This is a genomic window from Streptomyces sp. M2CJ-2 (assembly GCF_016757295.1).
Taxonomy (GTDB): domain Bacteria; phylum Actinomycetota; class Actinomycetes; order Streptomycetales; family Streptomycetaceae; genus Streptomyces.
The window spans coordinates 163,364-181,410 of record NZ_JAESIF010000006.1 but is presented as its reverse complement, the minus strand read 5'-3'; the positions used below and the strand labels follow the sequence as shown (position 1 = coordinate 181,410).

Annotated in this window: 17 protein-coding genes and 1 riboswitch; of the genes, 3 read left to right on the top strand and 14 right to left on the bottom strand. The window is 71.9% G+C overall.

Features of this window, described 5'->3' with window-relative positions; genetic code table 11:
- Positions 1-301 precede the first annotated feature (301 nt).
- From JL475_RS08535 to JL475_RS08520, 4 genes are all read right to left on the bottom strand, one after another.
- Positions 302-1,477 (bottom strand): acyl-CoA dehydrogenase family protein, encoded by a 1,176-nt coding sequence (locus tag JL475_RS08535; protein ID WP_202276820.1) that lies wholly within the window; start codon positions 1,475-1,477, stop codon positions 302-304.
- A 399-nt stretch (positions 1,478-1,876) separates the two neighbouring features.
- Positions 1,877-2,533, bottom strand: a complete 657-nt coding sequence (locus JL475_RS08530) for a TetR/AcrR family transcriptional regulator (protein ID WP_202276819.1) — start codon at positions 2,531-2,533, stop codon at positions 1,877-1,879.
- Positions 2,534-2,597: 64 nt separating this feature from the next.
- The gene (locus JL475_RS08525; protein ID WP_202276818.1) at positions 2,598-2,756 is read right to left on the bottom strand and encodes an SCO1431 family membrane protein; all 159 of its coding nucleotides are present in this window, start codon (positions 2,754-2,756) and stop codon (positions 2,598-2,600) included.
- 153 nt (positions 2,757-2,909) lie between these two features.
- Positions 2,910-4,301, bottom strand: a complete 1,392-nt coding sequence (locus tag JL475_RS08520; protein ID WP_202276817.1) for a peptidase C39 family protein — start codon at positions 4,299-4,301, stop codon at positions 2,910-2,912.
- A gap of 257 nt (positions 4,302-4,558) precedes the next feature.
- Between JL475_RS08520 and JL475_RS08515 the strand changes: the two genes are divergently transcribed.
- The gene (locus JL475_RS08515) at positions 4,559-5,239 is read left to right on the top strand and encodes a uridine kinase (protein WP_202276816.1); all 681 of its coding nucleotides are present in this window, start codon (positions 4,559-4,561) and stop codon (positions 5,237-5,239) included.
- A 432-nt stretch (positions 5,240-5,671) separates the two neighbouring features.
- Positions 5,672-7,543 carry an AAA family ATPase gene (locus tag JL475_RS08510; protein WP_202276815.1) on the top strand — a complete coding sequence of 624 codons (1,872 nt, stop codon included), beginning with the start codon at positions 5,672-5,674 and terminating at the stop codon, positions 7,541-7,543.
- A 27-nt stretch (positions 7,544-7,570) separates the two neighbouring features.
- On the opposite strand, the gene JL475_RS08505 is transcribed toward JL475_RS08510, so the two are convergent.
- From JL475_RS08505 to JL475_RS08465, 9 genes are all read right to left on the bottom strand, one after another.
- The gene (locus JL475_RS08505; protein ID WP_202276814.1) at positions 7,571-8,713 is read right to left on the bottom strand and encodes a hemolysin family protein; all 1,143 of its coding nucleotides are present in this window, start codon (positions 8,711-8,713) and stop codon (positions 7,571-7,573) included.
- The gene (locus JL475_RS08500; protein ID WP_202276813.1) at positions 8,710-10,056 is read right to left on the bottom strand and encodes a hemolysin family protein; all 1,347 of its coding nucleotides are present in this window, start codon (positions 10,054-10,056) and stop codon (positions 8,710-8,712) included. The genes JL475_RS08505 and JL475_RS08500 overlap by 4 nt, the downstream gene beginning before the upstream one ends.
- A 259-nt stretch (positions 10,057-10,315) precedes the next feature.
- Positions 10,316-10,795, bottom strand: a complete 480-nt coding sequence (locus JL475_RS08495; RefSeq protein ID WP_202276812.1) for a PH domain-containing protein — start codon at positions 10,793-10,795, stop codon at positions 10,316-10,318.
- Between the two features lie 25 nt (positions 10,796-10,820).
- Complete coding sequence (hisG, locus tag JL475_RS08490; protein WP_202276811.1) at positions 10,821-11,684, bottom strand: ATP phosphoribosyltransferase; 864 nt, start codon at positions 11,682-11,684, stop codon at positions 10,821-10,823.
- A 49-nt stretch (positions 11,685-11,733) separates the two neighbouring features.
- On the bottom strand, positions 11,734-12,006 hold the full coding sequence (locus JL475_RS08485; RefSeq protein ID WP_010046365.1) for a phosphoribosyl-ATP diphosphatase: 273 nt from the start codon (positions 12,004-12,006) through the stop codon (positions 11,734-11,736).
- A 34-nt stretch (positions 12,007-12,040) separates the two neighbouring features.
- A complete protein-coding gene (gene ribH, locus JL475_RS08480) occupies positions 12,041-12,526 on the bottom strand; it encodes a 6,7-dimethyl-8-ribityllumazine synthase (protein WP_202276810.1) in 486 nt (161 codons plus the stop codon).
- A gap of 58 nt (positions 12,527-12,584) precedes the next feature.
- Positions 12,585-13,949 (bottom strand): bifunctional 3,4-dihydroxy-2-butanone-4-phosphate synthase/GTP cyclohydrolase II, encoded by a 1,365-nt coding sequence (locus JL475_RS08475; protein ID WP_202276809.1) that lies wholly within the window; start codon positions 13,947-13,949, stop codon positions 12,585-12,587.
- Positions 13,946-14,590, bottom strand: coding sequence for a nicotinamide mononucleotide transporter family protein (locus tag JL475_RS08470; protein ID WP_202276808.1), 645 nt, complete (start codon positions 14,588-14,590; stop codon positions 13,946-13,948). Before JL475_RS08470 ends, JL475_RS08475 begins: the two co-directional genes overlap by 4 nt.
- Positions 14,587-15,201, bottom strand: a complete 615-nt coding sequence (locus tag JL475_RS08465) for a riboflavin synthase (RefSeq protein WP_202276807.1) — start codon at positions 15,199-15,201, stop codon at positions 14,587-14,589. The genes JL475_RS08470 and JL475_RS08465 overlap by 4 nt, the downstream gene beginning before the upstream one ends.
- A 144-nt stretch (positions 15,202-15,345) precedes the next feature.
- A riboswitch (FMN riboswitch) is annotated at positions 15,346-15,476 on the bottom strand.
- A gap of 435 nt (positions 15,477-15,911) precedes the next feature.
- Here JL475_RS08465 and JL475_RS08460 point away from each other — a divergent pair.
- Positions 15,912-16,670: an SDR family oxidoreductase gene (locus JL475_RS08460; RefSeq protein WP_202276806.1), complete on the top strand. Its 759-nt coding sequence runs from the start codon at positions 15,912-15,914 to the stop codon at positions 16,668-16,670.
- A 37-nt stretch (positions 16,671-16,707) separates the two neighbouring features.
- Here JL475_RS08460 and JL475_RS08455 read toward each other — a convergent pair whose 3' ends face one another.
- On the bottom strand, positions 16,708-17,907 hold the full coding sequence (locus JL475_RS08455) for an ROK family transcriptional regulator (RefSeq protein WP_202276805.1): 1,200 nt from the start codon (positions 17,905-17,907) through the stop codon (positions 16,708-16,710).
- Positions 17,908-18,047: the final 140 nt, after the last annotated feature.

Genomic DNA, 18,047 nt, shown 5'->3' with positions numbered 1-18,047 from the left:
GCGGCCGGACCGGACGTCCGCGAACGCACGCCCTATTCGGGCGGTCGGTGACCTGCCCGGTCGTTCCCGCGTTGCCCAGGCATGACGACCCCCACGCGCTCGACGACCGGGCGTCAATGCCGTGCCCTCGCTCCGTCGCCCGTACCGCAGCCCGCCGGGCACACCACCTCCCCGCCGCCGCTCCCGGATCCGCCGATCTACCGCGATCTGATGCGGGCCTGGGCCGACAAGGGCCGCGCCCTGCCGGGCCGGCACGACCCGGAGTGGGCGCGGCTCGCGGCGCCCTGGCGAGGAAGCCGGGTCAGCTCGTCGGCGGCCCCGCGAGATGGCGGGCGATGACCATGCGCTGAATCTGGTTCGTCCCCTCGACGATCTGGAGCACCTTGGCCTCGCGCATGTAGCGTTCGGCCGGGAAGTCCGCGGTGTAGCCGTAGCCGCCGAGGATCTGGACGGCGTCGGTGGTGACCCGCATCGCCGTGTCGGTGCAGTGCAGTTTGGCCATGGCCGCCTGCTTGGCGAACGGCCGCCCGGCGTCCCGCAGTCGGGCCGCCGCGAGGTACAGCGCGCGTCCCGCCTCGATCTGCGTGGCCATGTCGGCGAGCATGAACCGCAGTCCCTGGAAGTCGGCGATGGGCCGTCCGAACTGCCGCCGCCCGGCCGCGTACCCCAGCGCCTCGTCGAGCGCCGCCTGGGCCAGGCCGATCGCGCAGGCCGCTATGCCGAGGCGTCCGCCGTCCAGCGCGGACAGGGCGATCGCGAAGCCCTGGCCCTCCTCGCCGATCCGCCGGTCGTCCCCGACCCGTACGCCGTCGAAGTGGACCTGCGCGGTGGGCGAGCCCTTCATGCCCATCTTCTTCTCGGGAGCGGCGGCGCTCAGCCCCTCGGCGTCGCCGGGCACCAGGAACGCGGTGATCCCGCGCGGGCCGTCCTCACCGGTGCGGGTCATGGCGGTGTAGAAGTCGGCGATGCCGCCGTGCGTGATCCATGCCTTGGTACCGGTGATCGCCCAGTCTCCCCCCGCCTCGCGCACCGCCTTGGTGCGCAGCGAGGCCGCGTCCGACCCGGAGGACGGCTCGGAGAGGCAGTAGGCGCCGAGCAGGCCACCGCCGAGCATCGCCGGCAGGTGCTCGGCCTGCTGCTCCTTGGTGCCGTGGGTGGCGAGCGCGTAGGAGGCGAGGGTGTGCACGCTGACGCCGAGGCCGACGGTCAGGCGTGCCATGGCGAGCTCTTCGAGAACCTGGAGGTAGACCTCGTACGGCTGGTCTCCGCCGCCGTACGCCGAGTCGTAGGGCAGTCCGAGCAGTCCGGACTCGGAAAGCAGGGTGAAGACCTCGCGCGGGAAACGGCCCGCGTCCTCCTCCTCGGCCGCCTTCGGAGCGACCTCGCGCTGCGCGATGTCGCGGACGAGCGAGATCAGGTCCCGCGCCTCGTCCGTGGGCAGTTGCCGGTCCACCGGCTGCGGGGCGTGGTCGGACATGGCGACGCTCTCCTCCCTGTTCGGGCACATCGGCGGGTGTGCGCCTTGGATGGGGGCGGCTCCGCCGGGTGGTTCCGGTGCCTGGCCGATGCCGTCGCCCCCGGGTCTCGGGAGCTGCTGACCAGCCGCTGTGAGCTGTGAGTATGCCCGATCAACCCGGGCACGTCACTTGTTAACGACCGCTTACTGCAAGAATTTCCCGGAGGTCGAAATCGGTCCGCACCATTGATCTCATCGGCCCGGTCCCCCCTGCCGTTCCGCTCCGACAAAGTCGCCACGCTCATGCCGATCCGCTTCCGGGTCCCTTCCCCTACCAGGAGACCCGCCGGACTCGATCCCCACCGCATCGCGATCGCGGACGTCGGCGTCCCGGGCGTCGAGCCCGCGGACGCCGCCGCGTCAGCCGTCGCGGCGGGCGGGCTCCGGGGCCGGGTGCGCGGGGTCCAGTTCCTCGATGGCGCGCATGGCCCCGCCGAGCATCTTCACCAGCAGCTCGCGCATGGTCCCGCGGGGCAGTCCGGGACGGTCGATCCAGTCGAGAGTGGCGCCCTCGACGCTGCACACCCAGGACAACAGACCCATCCGCGCCAGCGGTGTGATGTCACTGGTCCCGTAGGCGCCTTCGGCGATGGTCTCGACGATCACCTCGCGCACCCCGTCCCGGATGGCATGGACCTCGGCGTCGAAGCCGACACCGCCGCTGACGATCGTGCGGTACGCGGCCTGGTTGTGCTCGGCGTAGCGCAGATAGCTGTCGACGGTGCGGTGCACCCGCTCCGCGGGCGGCAGTTCGACGCCGCCCGCCGCGAAGGTGACCAGGCCGGCCACCGAGTCCTGGATGATGGAAAGGTAGTAGCCCCGCTTGGAGTGGAAGTAGTAGTAGATCAGCCCCTTGGCGACATGCGCCTGGCGTGCGATGTCGTCCATCGAGAGCGCGTCGTACGACGTGTCGGCGAACAGTTTTCGCCCGATGGCGATGAGTTCGGCACGGCGTGCCAGCGAACGCTCGGTACTGCGCGCGCCGGGGCGCGCGGCAGGCTGCTGACTGATGTTCAATCTTGACCCAGGTTTCCTGCGGGGGCGGACCCCCGCAGTATGTCAGGTTGTCTCCCGGGTCAGGTCAGAGCATTCCGAGCCGGGTCACGAGCATCGCGACGACCACCACGAGAACCCATCCCATGATGTGCTCGAGGATGTCCGGGCCGTCCTCCCGGGGGCCGCCGGTGCGAACACCGGGGGCGGCGACAGGAGCGGTGACGGTGGCTGCGTTCGCGGTCATGGCTTCTCGCTGATCTCGGATCTCGGTGGTGTGCGCTGGACCTCCGCGCGACGTTGTCCACCTTGCCACCGTCGGCGGCTTTTGCGGCCGAGAGCTCGGTCACACGGCGGGGGCGGCCCCGTGCGGCGGACGGAGCCCGCCGCACGGACCGGTTCAGCGCACGCCGACGGCCGCGAGCGCCTTGCGCATGCGCGGGGTGGGACGCGCCGGAAAGTACAGGTAACAGACGCCGCCGGTGCCGGAGACGACCTTGCCCGAGGCGTTGTACCGCTTGGTCCTGAGCCAGATGTTCTCCCACTCGCGCCGCCGGTAGACACGCCGGACGGCCACGTTGTCCGGGGAGGCCGGGTCGTTGGCGATCACGTCGCCGTCCTCGGTGAACCCGATCACGGTCATCAGGTGCCCGGACGTCCCGTACCCCGCTCCGGTCAGTTCCTCCTCGCGGAAGGACTGGGACGTGATGGCCGGGATGCCCGCCCCGATCAGGGTCTCCAGGTCGCTCAGCGAGCCGAGCCGGGTGACGACGCCCTGCAGGCCCTCGAAGGTGGCCGCGTAGGCCGCGTTGAACGGCCAGTTGCCGCAGCCGGCGTACTGGTGGTCGTAGGTGTGGCGGGCCGCGTGGCACACCTGCGGGTCGGCGTAGGACGGGTCGACCCAGGCCAGTTGCTCCTCGGTGAGCCGGCCGCCCCAGTATTCGATGATCATCTGTGAGGAGGTCGGGCTGCACCAGGCCTCGCCGCCGTTGTCGTACTCCGGGTACCGGCCCTTGTGGATCTCCTGCGAGTAGCGCGGGACGATCAGCTCCCGGGCCCGGCCGGGCGTGGAGGCCGGTACGGTGAAGCGGTCGGGGACGTCGGAGCCCATCGCGCCGAGTCGCCACACGATCGGGGTGAGTGCCGTCCCGGGGCGGCGGTGGAGGGTCAGCCGCAGCCGGTACGAGACCAGGCGCAGCCCCGAAGCGGAGTCGTCGACGGCGAGGGTGTCGGTCCACACCGTGCTCCGGCCGTCGCTCTGGTCGTCCACCGAGGTGCGCCGGATGTCCTGGTCGCCGGCCGCCCAGCGGCCCATCACGTACCAGGGTGTGTCGGTGCCGTCCGTGTAGGTGCCCTTCAACTCGACCTGGATCCAGGTGCCGTCGGGGGTGCGCGCGTTCCAGGAGACGATCGCCTCCGTCGCCGGCACGGTGAGCCGGTGGACGGGGGAGGTCCAGGTCGCGTACTCCCAGGCGGCGGTGTCGCCGGTGTGCGGGTCGGTGTGATCGGTGGTGCCCGCGGCCTTCGCGACCACCAGGCCGGGACGGACGCCCGCGACGGCCCGGGTCCCCTCGGCGGTGCCGCCACGCCAGTCGCTGTAGGAGGTCCAGGCCCTGTTGTCCACGGGGCGGACCCCCGCGGCCCGTTCGGGGTCCGCGGAGCCGCCTGCCGGGCCGGCGGCGGACCGGCCGGTCGCGGTGCCGGCGAACGCCGGGCCGGCGTTCGACACGACGGCGGCGACGGCCGCTGCGGCCAGAAGGGTTCTGCGGGACGGCTGTTCGGCTCTGCTCATGGGTGGGGGACCCCCAGGTGTCGGAGTCGGTGCAGGTCCGGAGCGCGGCGGGCCGTACGGCGTACGTCCACCGGGTGGAGCGGGTGCCCGCCCACTATGAACACACCGGGGCCGACCCCGCCAGCACCCGGGACCGTGCCGCGCCGACCAATATGGGACTCGACCAATGGCACACACGCCGACGGGCCGAGGGGCCGGCGGATCGCTCCGGGGCGCGGGCGCCGGCCGCCGGGTCCCGGCCAGGTTCTAGAGTGCTCGTGTCACCGTCTCTCCGTACGCCGTCCCGTCCCTCCCCCCAGGAATCAGCCATTCACGATCTCGTCTCCCGCATCCGCGGTCTCGCCCCCTCCTGCGGACCCGTCCGGCTCGTCGGTGTCGACGGGCACGCCGGTTCCGGGAAGTCCACGTTCGCCGGCCGGCTGGCCGGAGCACTGGGCGGCGCCCCGGTGCTGCGACTCGACGACATCGCCAGTCACCAGGAGTTGTTCGGCTGGACCGGACGGCTGTTGAGCCAGGTGATCGGTCCGCTCGGCCGCGGTGAGCGGGCGTACTACACCCCCTACGACTGGCGGGCCCGCGTCTTCGGGCAGCCGCACCCGCTGCCGCCCGCCCCGGTGGTCGTCGTCGAGGGCGTCGGAGCGGGACGCCGGGCGCTGCGGCCCCATCTGGCGCTGCTGCTGTGGATGGAACTTCCCGCGGAGGCCGCCTGGTCGCGGGGGCGGGCACGGGACGGGGCGGAGCAGCGGGAGTTCTGGGAAGGATGGGTCGAGGCGGAGCGCCGGCACTTCGCCGAGGACCCTTCTCGCCCCTTCGCCGACCTTCTGGTGCGGGAGCGCGGGGAGCTCAAGGAGGGGTACGAGGTACTCGCGGGGCCTGCCGGGACGGCTGAACCCCCCTCTCCACTCACGCACGGTGACGAGCCATCTGCAATGTGCTGAATTCGTGAAGGGCCTTGCCGGACAAGTCGCCGGAGTGCTTCAACTCCGCTTGACCAGGGGCCCGTACAGGTCTTACGTTCTGAATGTGCGGCTATTCGGAGCCGCCCGCAGACGCGAAGCCCCCGGTTGTTCCCCCGTGATCGGGGGCTTCGTTCTGCCCTCTTCGCCCTTTCCGGCTGCCGAGCGGCACACATCGATCACTCTCGGTCACGACGCGCCGCCGAAGCTCTCCCGCCCGCCTCGGCTCTTCGACGGGTGCGGCACCCCTACGGAGGCGGCGCCGCCGCAGGTACGATGCCTTCGGTGCGACCTACGGACGCCGCTTCGCGCACCGTGCAACTCCGGTCCGCAGCACAGCGGTTCGCCTCACGGCAGCCGGCGGGCGAGGGCCGGTGGGGCATACCGACGGGGCACGGTTTGTGGGGGGACGTGATGAACTTCGGCACGCAGGGCCCGCAGGCCCCGGCCGACCTCGCCTGGCTGCGGGGCGTGGACGCCTACACCATGGGCGCCTATCCGCAGGCCGAGGAGGAGTTCCGGGCCGCGGTACGGACCGACCCGGGGATGGCGGACGGCTGGCTCGGGCTGCACGCGCTGCGCGTCGACACGACGGCCTCGCTGCTGCGCATGTTCCGGCACCGGGACCGCTTCGGCGAACAGCGCGCCCGCCACCGCCGTACCCTCAATTCCTGGTACTGGCTGGGCTGGTGGGTGCAGCCGGTGCTGGAGAGCCCCCGCGATCTGCTGCTCGCGCACGCCTCCCACTGGCTGGACGGCCGCCACGTCCCCGAACTGGACCGTGCGCTCGCCGGCCTGCCTCCCGTGGACACCGATCCGCAGGTCCGCTTCCTGCACGCCTGCCGCGCCTATCTGGTCAAGGACTGGGAGCAGTTGGTCCGGCACACCGACCCGCTGCACGGCGATCCGCTGCTCGGCATCGAGACGGGCCTGTTCGGCGGTATGGCACGGGTGCGCCTGGAGATGTACGGGCAGGCCGAACCGCTGTTGTCGGCGGCCCTGATGCGCTGCCGCAGTGAGCAGCCGCAGCGCAAGGAGCTGCGGTACTGGCTGGCACGCGCCCACGAGGGCACCGGTCGCAGTGCCGCCGCGGTCCCCCTGTACCGGGCCGTGCACCGTGTCGACCCTGCCTTCATGGACACCTCGGCCCGGCTCGCCGCCATCGCCGAGGGGGACGGCTACGACGACCCCGCCGATCTCGGCTCGCTCACGCTCGGCGGGGCGGGCCCGGACCTGCTGGACGGTCCGGACACACTCGATCCGCTGTTCGGCACCGAGGGCCGCGATCTGATGCTGTCCGAGCCGGACCCGCAGCCCGCAGCCCCGCGGCCGGCCACGGGGCCTTCGGTGCGCGAGCGGACCGGCGACCCGGTGCCGTCACTTCCCACGGGCCCCACCGACCCCGCCTTACTGGAGGAAGCGCTCGCCGAGCTGGAGCGCATGGTGGGGCTGGAGCCGGTGAAGCGCCAGGTCAAGGCGCTGTCGGCGCAGTTGAACATGGCGCGGCTACGGGCCGGGCAGGGGTTGCCGGTGCAACCGCCGAAACGGCACTTCGTCTTCTCCGGCCCGTCCGGTACCGGCAAGACCACGGTGGCCCGCATCCTGGGCCGGGTCTTCTACGCCCTCGGGCTGCTCGGCGGGGACCATCTCGTGGAGGCCCAGCGGGCCGATCTGGTCGGCGAGTATCTGGGGCAGACGGCGGTGAAGGCCAATGAGTTGATCGACTCCGCGCTCGGCGGGGTCCTCTTCGTCGACGAGGCCTACGCGCTCTCCAACTCCGGGTACGGCAAGGGCGACGCGTACGGCGACGAGGCGCTCCAGGTGCTGCTGAAGCGGGCCGAGGACAACCGCGACCACCTGGTGGTCATACTGGCCGGCTACCCGGAGGGCATGGACCGTCTGCTCGGCGCCAACCCGGGGCTGTCCTCCCGCTTCACGACGCGCGTCGACTTCCCGTCCTACCGGCCACTCGAACTCACCGCGATCGGCGAGGTGCTGGCCGCGGAGAACGGCGACGTGTGGGACGAGGAGGCGCTGGAGGAGCTGCGGTCCATCGCCGGTCACGTGGTGGACCAGGGGTGGATCGACGAGCTGGGCAACGGGCGGTTCCTGCGGACGCTGTACGAGAAGAGCTGCGCGTACCGGGATCTGCGGCTGTCGGCGTACCCGGCGTACCCGGGCACGCTGACCCGGGAGGACCTGGCGACGCTGCGGCTGCCGGATCTGATGCAGGCGTACGGGGAGGTGCTGTCCGGGCGGGGCCCGCAGGATCCGCCGGCGCCCTGACACCGACGGATCCCGCGACGCCGGAGGTCAGCGGGTGAGCGCTCCCGCCGGGGCACCGTTCCTGGAATCGGCCGATCCGATGCCCGCCCCGGCGTCCGGAGACGTCCCGGAATCGGGGTGTGTCCCGGTGTCCGGCCGCGCGCCCGGCATCCTGCGGTGTGCCGGGTCCCGTACCTCGCCGACCAGCAGCTCCAGTACGTCCTCCAGGGCCACCAGGCCCTGTGTCCGGCCGGACGCGTCGGCCACCTGAGCCAGGTGGGTGGCGGCGCGGCGCATCACGGTGAGGGCGTCGTCCAGCGGGAGTTCGGGGCGGAGGGTGGGCATGCGCCGCCAGAGCCGCTGCGGCACGGCCCGGTCGGTCTCCTCCAGGTCGAGCACGTCCTTGACATGCAGATAGCCCATGAAGGCGCCGCTCTGTGCGGCGACCGGGAAACGGGAGTACCCGGTGCGGGCGGTGAGTTCCACGATCCGTGCGGGGGTGGCCTCGGGGCCGACCGTCACCAGTGACTCGCGGGGCAGCAGGACGTCCGTCACCGGGCGGGAGCCCAGCTCCAGGGCGTCCTCCAGGCGCTCGGCCTCCTCGGGGTCGAGGAGGCCCGCCTGCCCGGCGTCCTCCACCAGCCGGTTCAGCTGCTCGCTGGTGAAGGCGGCCTCGACCTCGTCCTTCGGCTCGACGTGGAAGGCCCGCAGGACGGTCTCGGCGCAGGCGCCGAGCGCGGTCGTGACGGGCCGGCACAGCCGGGCGAACCAGACCAGGCCGGGGCCCAGCCACAACGCGGCCTTCTCGGGGGTGGCCATCGCGAGGTTCTTCGGGACCATCTCGCCGATGACGAGGTGGAAGAAGACCACGGCGGCGAGTGCGACGACGTAGCCGAGCGGATGGATCATGGCGTGCGGCAGACGGATCCACTCGAACACCGGCTCCAGCAAGTGGGCGACCGTCGGTTCGGCGACCGCTCCGAGGGTCAGCGAGCAGACGGTGATGCCGAACTGGGCCGCCGCCATCATCCGCGGCAGATGCTCGAGCCCGTACAGGACCTGGCGGGCGCGGGCGGTGCCGAGCGGTTCGATCTGGCTGCGGCGCACGGAGACCAGCGCGAACTCGGCGCCCACGAAGAATCCGTTGGCGAGGACGAGCAGGGCGGCGAAGAGGAGGGGCAGCACGCTCATCGGGCTGCCTCCACGAGTGGCGGCGGGGCCGCCTCGACCAGGCGGACGCGCTCGGCTCGGTAGTGGCCGACGCGGCGGACCGACAGCCGCCAGCCGGGCAGTTCCGCGTGGTCGCCGACGGCCGGGATCCGGCCGAGCAGGTCGGCGACCAGGCCGGCGACGGTCTCGTAGGGCCCGTCGGGCACGTCGAGGCCGATGCGGAGCAGGGTGTCGACGCGGATGCTGCCGTCGACGTCCCAGGCGGGGCGGCCGTCCTCCGGCGGGGCGGCGACGAGTTCGGGAGCCTCGCCGAGGAGCTCGTCGTGCTCGTCGTGCTCGTCCAGGATCTCGCCGACGATCTCCTCGACGATGTCCTCCAGCGTGACGACTCCGGCCGTGCCGCCGTACTCGTCGACGACGACCGCGATGGGCTGCTCGTTGCGCAGCCGCGTCAGCAGCGGCCGGACGGGCAGGGTCTCGGGGACGAGCAGCGCCGGGCGGGCGATGTCGCCGACGGGGGTACGCAGCCGGTCCCGCGGGGGCACCGCGAGGGCGTCCTTGAGATGGGCCATGCCGACGACTTCGTCGATCCGCTCCGTGTGGACGGGGAACCGGGACAGGCCGGTGGCCCGGGTCAGGTTCACCACGTCCTCGGCGGTCGCGGAGGACTGCAAAGCGCTGACCTTCACACGCGGGGTCATGACGTGCTGCGCGGTCAGCTCGCCCAGGGACAGGGTCCGTACGAAGAGGTCCGCCGTGTCCTGTTCCAGGGCGCCGGCCCGCGCGGAGTGCCGGGCCAGGGAGACCAGTTCGCCGGGCGTGCGGGCGGAGGCCAGCTCCGCGGTCGGCTCGATGCCCAGGGTGCGCACCACCTGGTTGGCCACGGCGTTCAGTCCGGCGATGACCGGGCGGAACAGGCGGGCGAAGACGTGCTGCGGGCCGGCGACGAACCGCGCGACCTGCAGCGGCCGGGACACCGCCCAGTTCTTGGGCACGAGCTCGCCGATCACCATCTGCACGGCCGAGGCCAGCAGCATGCCGACGACCACGGCGACGGTGGAGACGGCGCCTTCGGGGACACCCGTGCCGGTGACGGGGCCGCGCAGCAGCTCGGCGAGCGCCGGTTCGGCGAGCATGCCGACGACCAGGGAGGTGATGGTGATGCCGAGCTGGGTGCCGGAGAGCTGGAAGGACAGCTCCTTGAGTGATTCGACGACCCGGTGGGCGCGTCGGTCGCCGTCGGCGGCGGCCTGTTCGGCGTCCGGTCGTTCGACGGTGACCAGGCCGAACTCGGCGGCCACGAAGAACCCGTTGGCGAGAATCAGCAGGAATGCGGCTGCGAGGAGCAGCAGGGGGGTGGTCATGATGCCGCCGCTCGTGCACGGTCACGAGCCTCGTGGAACGGGTTCGCGCTATGTCGACAGGGGGCGGCGCAGGTACTGCAGGACGATCCGTCCATCGCCGGAGAGGGTCACTCCTCGGTTAGCTGGAGCCCCTGGGCCACCGGGCGGGGCGGCAGGGGCGGAGGCGCTGTCGGCGCGCCTCCGCCCACCAGATTAGTCAAGACATGGGTGACCGCGTCAGGTTGGACGACCCCGATGTCTCCCCGAGATGTCCCCCGGGTCAGCCCCGTGACGCACCGGGGTCGGCCAGGGAACGCGCCACGGCGAGTGCTCGCAGGGCCTGCGCGTCGGCGATGGCGCGTTCCCTGGCGATGCCCGGCTGGATGCCGAGCACGGGCATGCTGGTGCCGTCGCTGAGGTCGAGGAAGACCCAGGGGTCACCCGGACGGAGGTTCACCTGAAGGATCTGAGCCCATTCGAGGCGGCGCCTGCCGACGATGTTGACGACGGTGATGCCGGACTCGTCGGCGTCGACCCTCGGCCGGGCCAGCAGCACCAGCACGCCGGCCAGCAGGGCGCCGGTGAACACGAAACTGATCCGCTCGCCCGGGTCGACCTGCTCCAGCAGCAGGGCGAGCAGGGAGAGGGCCCCGAAGAGCGCGGCGGCCGCACCGAGCAGCACCGCGCGGGTGCGGCCGGGGCGGAAGGTGACGGGCAGGGCAGGCATGTCGGACGGCTGGTCCGAGGGGGTGTCCGGCATGGTGCGGCTCCGGGATCGGTCCGGGTCAGAGACGGCAGGCGTGGATGGCCGTGGTGAGGATGGCGCGGGCACCGATGTCGTAGAGGTCGTCCATGATGCGCTGGGCCTCCTTGGAGGGGACCATGGCGCGGACGGCGACCCAGCCCTCGTTGTGCAGCGGGGACACGGTCGGGGATTCCAGACCCGGGGTCAGCGCGACGGCCTTCTCCAACTGCTCGACCCGGCAGTCGTAGTCCATCATCACGTAGGTGCGGGCGACGAGGACGCCCTGGAGACGCCGCAGGAACTGCCCCACCTTGGGCTCGACGGTCTCGTCGGGCTCGGCCGCGGCGCCGGTGCGGCGGATGACGACCGCCTCCGAGGTCATGATCGGTTCGCCGATCACCTCCAGGCCCGCGTTGCGCAGGGAGGTGCCGGTCTCGACGACGTCCGCGATGATCTCGGCGACGCCCAGTTCGACGGCGGTCTCGACGGCGCCGTCGAGGTGGACGACGGAGGCGTCGATGCCCCGTTCGGCGAGGTGCCGGGCGACGATCCCCTCGTAGGAGGTGGCGACCGTCCTGCCGCCGAGGTCCGTGACGCTCCGCACGACATCGGGCTTGGCGGCGAAGCGGAAGGTGGAGCGGGCGAAGCCGAGGGGCAGGATCTCCTCGGCCTCGGCGCCCGAGTCCACCAGGAGGTCCCGGCCGGTGATGCCGATGTCGAGGCGGCCGGAGGAGACGTAGATCGCGATGTCCCGGGGGCGGAGGTAGAAGAACTCGACCTCGTTGACCGGGTCGACGATCCTCAGTTCCTTCGACTCCCGGCGCTGCTGGTAGCCGGCCTCATGCAGCATCTCCGCCGCAGGGCCTGCCAGTGAACCCTTGTTGGGGAGTGCGATGCGCAGCATGAGGTCGGCTTCCTTTGCGGTGTGGGTGGTGGTGGGTGGGCGCCTGCGATCACAGGTGGGCGTAGACGTCGTCGAGGGAGATGCCGCGGGCGACCATCATCACCTGGACGTGGTAGAGCAGCTGCGAGATCTCCTCGGCGGCCGCTTCCTTGCCTTCGTGCTCGGCGGCCATCCAGACCTCGGCGGCCTCTTCGACGACCTTCTTGCCGATGGCATGGACGCCCTTTTCCACCAGTTCGGCGGTGCGGGAGGTGGCGGGGTCGCCGTGCGCGGCCTTGTGCTGGAGCTCGGTGAAGAGCTCCTCGAACGTCTTCTTGGACATGGTGGTCCTTACCCTACGCGGTGTCGGGGCCTGCTCACCGCCAGGGTTCGGATACTGAACGCAGCGTGGCCGCGGTCGCCACCGCCGCCGTGACCGCCTCGTGCCCCTTGTCCTCGGTGGAGCCGGGCAGTCCGGCGCGGTCCAGGGCCTGTTCCTCGGTGTCGCAGGTGAGCAGGCCGAAGCCGACGGGCACCCCGGTGTCGACGCTGACCTGGGTGAGGCCCTGGGTGACGCCCTGGCACACGTACTCGAAGTGGGGCGTGCCGCCCCGGATGACGACGCCGAGGGCGACGACCGCGTCGTAGCCGCGTCCGGCGAGGACCTTGGCGACGACCGGGAGTTCCCAGCTGCCGGGGACCCTCAGCAGGGTCGGTTCGTCGATGCCGAGGTCGTGCAGGGCGCGCAGGGCGCCGTCGACCAGTCCGTCCATCACCTTCTCGTGCCACTGTGCCGCGACCACGGCGACGCGGAGGTCCCCCACGTCGCGTACGGACAGTTCCGGTGCACCCTTGCCGCTCACGTCTCTCCTCGGTTTCCTCTCGGTTCTCTTGGTTCTCTCACTGGCTGCCGCAGGCCGGCTACTGGCTGCCGCAGGTAGGCACGGTCGGCGTGTCCAGCCAGGGCAGGTCGTGGCCCATCCGGTCGCGCTTGGTGCGCAGGTAGCGGATGTTGTGCTCGCCGGCGGTGACGGGCATCGGTTCGCGGCCGGTGACCTCTATGCCGTGCCGGACGAGCGCGTCGGACTTGTCGGGGTTGTTGGTCAGCAGGCGGACGCCGCGCACCCCGAGGTCGGCGAGGATCTGCGCGCCGGCGCCGTAGTCACGGGCGTCGGCCGGGAGGCCGAGTTCGAGGTTGGCGTCGAGGGTGTCACGCCCGCGTTCCTGGAGTTCGTAGGCGCGCAGTTTGGACATCAGGCCGATGCCGCGTCCCTCGTGTCCGCGCAGGTAGACGACGACGCCCCGGCCCTCCTTCTGGATGCGGTCCAGGGAGGCGTCCAGCTGGGGGCCGCAGTCGCAGCGCTGGGAGCCGAAGACGTCGCCGGTGAGGCATTCGGAGTGGACGCGCACGAGGACGTCCGCGCCGTCGCCGATCTCGCCGTGGACGAGGGCGACGTGCTCGACGCCGTCGACGGTGGAACGGTAGCCGTAGGCGGTGAAGGTGCCGTGCGAGGTGGGCAGCCGGACCTCGGCCTCACGGCGGACGGTGGGCTCGGACGGGGGTCCCCCCTGCTCATGGGGGTCCCCCCGCTCGAGCGAAGCCGAGAGTGGGGGAGAAGCCGAGAGCTTGGGGGAGCGGCGGTAGGCGATCAGGTCCTCGATGGAGATGATCGTCAGGCCGTGCTTGCGGGCGAACGGGATCAGCTCGGGCAGGCGCAGCATCTGCCCGTCCTCGCCGGCGATCTCGACGATGGCGCCGGCCGGGCGCAGTCCGGCGAGGCGGGCCAGGTCGACGGCGGCCTCGGTGTGGCCGTCGCGCACGAGCACGCCGCCGGAGCGGGCGCGCAGCGGGAAGATGTGGCCGGGGCGGACGAAGTCGTCCGGCTGGGCGGTGCCGCTCGCGAGCAGCCGGATGGTGGTGGCGCGGTCGGCGGCCGAGATGCCGGTGCTCACGCCGTGGGCTGCGGAGGCGTCCACGGAGACGGTGAACGCGGTCTTCATCGACTCGGTGTTGTCCTCGACCATCTGCGGGAGCCGGAGCCGGTCCAGCTCGTCGCTCTCCATGGGGGCGCAGATCAGTCCGCGGCATTCGCTCATCATGAAGGCGACGATCTCGGGGGTGACCTTCTCGGCGGCGATGACGAGGTCGCCCTCGTTCTCGCGGTCCTCGTCGTCGACGACCACGACCGGGCGGCCGGCCGCGATGTCGGCGACGGCCTGTTCGACCGGGTCGAGCGTCAGGTCCTCGGCGTCCTCGGTGCTGTACAGGATCGGTGCCGTGCTCATGCCGGCGCTCCTTCCAGGGCGGGCCGTGCGTCCCCGCGGGAGCGCAGCCACCAGTCGCGCAGCCCCCACAGGACCAGCGCGCCGTAGATGATGTAGACGAAGCCGGAGAAGGCGAAGCCGTTGGCGAAGTTCAGCGGTACGCCGACGAGGTCGACCAGCAGCCAGGCGAACCAGAACTCGACCATGCCGCGGGCCTGGGCGTACATGGCGACGACGGTGCCGACGAAGATGTACGCGTCCGGCCAGGGGTCCCAGGACAGGGACGGGTACAGCGTGAACAGTCCGCCCACCGCGAGGGTGCCGAGCACCGCCGCGCCCGCCAGGATCCCGCGCTCGCGCCAGGTGGCGAACCGGACGGCGATGGAGCCGTCCTGCGCCTGCTGCCGGCCGCGGTTCCACTGCCAAAAGCCCCAGGCGGCGACCAGCATGACGACGATCTGCTTGCCCGCGCTGCCGGAGAGATGGGCGGTGGAGAAGGCCGCGAAGAGGATCAGGCCCGAGACGAACTGGGCGGGCCAGGTCCAGATGGAGCGTCGCCAGCCGAGGGCGAGGGCGATCAGACCGATCACGTTGCCGATCATGTCCGACCACTTGATGTGCTGGTCGAAGAGGGTGAACGCCTCGGAGTTCAGCCAGTTCACCGCGTGGCCCCCTCACCGATGACCCGGTCGCCGATCAGCCGCTCGACGTACTTGGCGATGACGTCCACCTCGAGGTTGACCGGGTCGCCGCTCTGCTTGACGCCGAGGGTGGTCAGGGCGAGCGTGGTGGGGATCAGACTGACGGTGAAGAAGTCGGGTCCGGCGTCGACGACGGTGAGGCTGATGCCGTCGACGGTGATGGAGCCCTTCTCCACGACGTAGCGGGAGAGTTCGGCCGGCAGCGAGATCTTCACGATCTCCCAGTTCTCGGACGGCTTGCGCTCGAGGATCCGGCCGGTCCCGTCGACGTGTCCCTGCACGATGTGGCCACCGAGGCGGGCGCCCAGGGCCATGGGGCGTTCGAGGTTGACCCGGGAGCCGACGGTGAGGGCGCCGAGGCTGGAGCGGTTCAGGGTCTCGGCCATCACGTCGGCGGTGAACTCGTCGCCCTCGTGGTCCACGACCGTGAGGCAGACGCCGTTGACAGCGATCGAGTCGCCGTGCTTCGCGCCCTCGGTGACGAGGGCGCCGCGCAGGCGGAAGCGACAGGCGTCGTCGAGAGTCTCGACAGCGGTGATCTCGCCCAGTTCTTCGACGATTCCGGTGAACACTTCCCGGGTCCTCCTGCCTCTTCGGGCACGGACTCCGGGGCTGTCGATGACGACAGAAGTACGGGCAGGTACACCGGGGGCGACGCCGGACGGAGTTCGCCCCCAGGACGAACCGATACGGCGGCGCGCACGAATGCCCGCCCGCCGCGCACTGCCTCCCATCCGGACTTTAACCGTCGGTCCAGGAATTTCACCTGGTCAACCGGCCACTGGAAGCGGCCGGGTCGCGGACTGTAACCGCCGGTTCGGACTTTCACCGACCCCGGAGTGCGCTGCTGCTGGTACAGGGCCCAGTGTGCCATGCCCCACCGCCACCCATACAGGTGAGGGCTGTGGGGTGCCTCACAGGTGGAGGTGTCGTACGCGCCGCCCGCCCACGGTCGACCCTCGGCCACCGAGCGCCACCGGCGCACAACCGGCGCACGGCAGACCAGCCCGCGCCCTGCCCTGCCCCCTTGAACGCCGCCGAACGCCCCCCGACCGGCGCCCACCCATTGACCATAGTGGTCTAGTCCTCTTAGCGTCTGATGCGGCCTCCGCACAGACCGGCCCGGCGGCGGTGACGACGGCCCTTGCCCGCCGCCGGGCCTCACCATGCCGTCCGCCGGGATCACCCGTGATCCCGTGTCACATTCGGGGCCGCCGATCCGTCCCTGTGGACGAGGGCGCTCCAGCGGGGAGTTCCCGTATCTCCCAAGGGGCTGAGCAGCATGACCACGATCCTGGTGACCGGCGGTACCGGAGCCCTCGGCCGGCATCTCACCGATCGGTTGCGGACGGACGGGCACGAGGTGCGGGTACTCAGCCGGCACTCCCGTCCGTACGCCGTCGACCTGCGCCGGGGCGGCAGCACGCTGGACGAGGCCGTCACGGGGGTGGACACGGTCGTCCACTGTGCGACCACACCACGCGGCGGAGACGAGCAGGCGGCGAAGAACCTTCTCGCGGCGGCGCGGCGGGCCGGGGTGGGGCACCTCGTGTACATCTCGATCGTCGGTGTCGACCGGGTGCCGTTCGGCTACTACCGGACCAAGTTCGCGGTGGAACGGCTGATCGAGGAGTCGGGGATCGGCTGGACCGTACTGCGCACGACCCAGTTCCACGACCTGCTGCTCACGGTGTTCGAAGGGCTGGGCAGGCTCCCGGTGCTGCTGCTGCCGTCCCGTGTGAAGGACCAGCCGATCGACGTGACCGAGGTAGCGGACCGCCTGGCCGAGCTGTCCCGGGGCGGGCCCGCGGGGCGCGTCGAGGACATGGGCGGTCCGGAGGTGAGGACGTTCGACTCCCTGGCGCGCTCCTACCTCCGGGCGACGGGGCGACGCCGCGCGGTGGTCGGGGTTCCGCTCCGGGGCGCCGCCTACCGCGCCTTCCGCGCCGGCGGCCACCTCGCCCCGGAGCGCGCGGTGGGCAAGGGCACCTTCGAGGAGTTCCTGGCGGCACGGGCGGGGCGTGGACGCGTCGGCAAGTAGGCGCGCGAGCCGGAGGGGCCGCGGCGGGCGCCCGGCGTCAAGGTGCGGCGGACGGCCCGAAGAGCTCGTCCTGGGCGCGGTCCCGGGCCGTCAGGAGGGCACCGCGCAGCACCGCGCCGCCGCCCAGGAGGCTCGCGCGCACCTCGGTGGACAGCGGTGACATCCGGGCCGTCCGGTCCTGTACGCGGGCGGCGAGTTCCGTACCGCCGGCCTGGCCGATCTCCCCGCCGAGCACCACGCATCCGGGATCCAGCAGCGCCGCCACCGCCGCGACCCCCACGGCGACGCGGTCCGCGAGGGCGTCGAGGAAGCGCGCGTCCGCCGAGGCCGGCTCCTCGCGTGCCCTTGCGGCGGCCGCCCGTACCGCCCCCGCCGCCACCGGTTCCGTGTCCGGCTCGGCCACGACCCCGTGCTCCCCCGCCAGTTCCGCGATCGCCGCCGCGGAAGCGAGGGAGTGGAAGCCGCCGCCGCAGTCGGCGGCCGACGGCAGACCGGAGGTGCCCGGGACCGGCAGGAAGCCGATCTCGCCCGTGCCGCCGGAGGCGCCCCGGCGCAGGGAGCCGTCCAGGATCACGGCCGCACCGGTGCCGCGGCCCAGCCAGAGCAGGACGAAGGTGTCGCGGTCCTGGGCGGCGCCGTCGCGCTGCTCGGCCAGGGCGGCGAGGTTGGTCTCGTTCTCGAGGCTGACGCGTGCCTCGGGCAGCCGCCCCTGGAGCGCGGCCACCAGCAGGCGGTGCCATTCCGGCAGCCCCTTGGACACCCGCAGTTCGCCGCTCGCGGGGTCGATCAGCCCGGGGGCACCGATGCCGACGGTGTGCAGTCGGCCGGCGCCCGCCTCCTTCACCGTCCGCTCGACCAGCGCCACCGCCCGCTCCACGGCCGGAACGGTCCCGGCGTCCACCGCGATCGGCACCCAGGCCTCGGCCAGAACCGCACCGACGAGGTCGGACACGACCACGGCGACACCCTCGGTGCGCACGTCGAGCGCCGCCAGCTGCGCCCGGTCGGCGACGATCCCGTACACCTTCGCGTTCGGCCCGCGCCGCCGCTCCCCGGCCTCCCCGACCACCGTGATCAGCCCGGCCGCGGTCAGCCGCTCGACGAGGTCGGCGACGGTCGGCCGGGACAGGCCGGTCAGCTGCTTCAACCGCCCTGCCGTCAGCGGGCCTTCCTGCTGGAGCAGCCGCAGGGCGTTCCGGTCGTTGATGGCTCTGGCGGTGCTGGGGGATGCGGCCATGGCGTGATCCTTCCAGATCGGCGGCCCGTGGTCGGCGGGCGGTGAACGGCGGGACCGGATCGGCACGGGGCCCGGGAGACCGGCGAAAATTCCCTTATTCATCAGGCACCCTTCCTGATAGTTTACGGCGGCGCATGAGG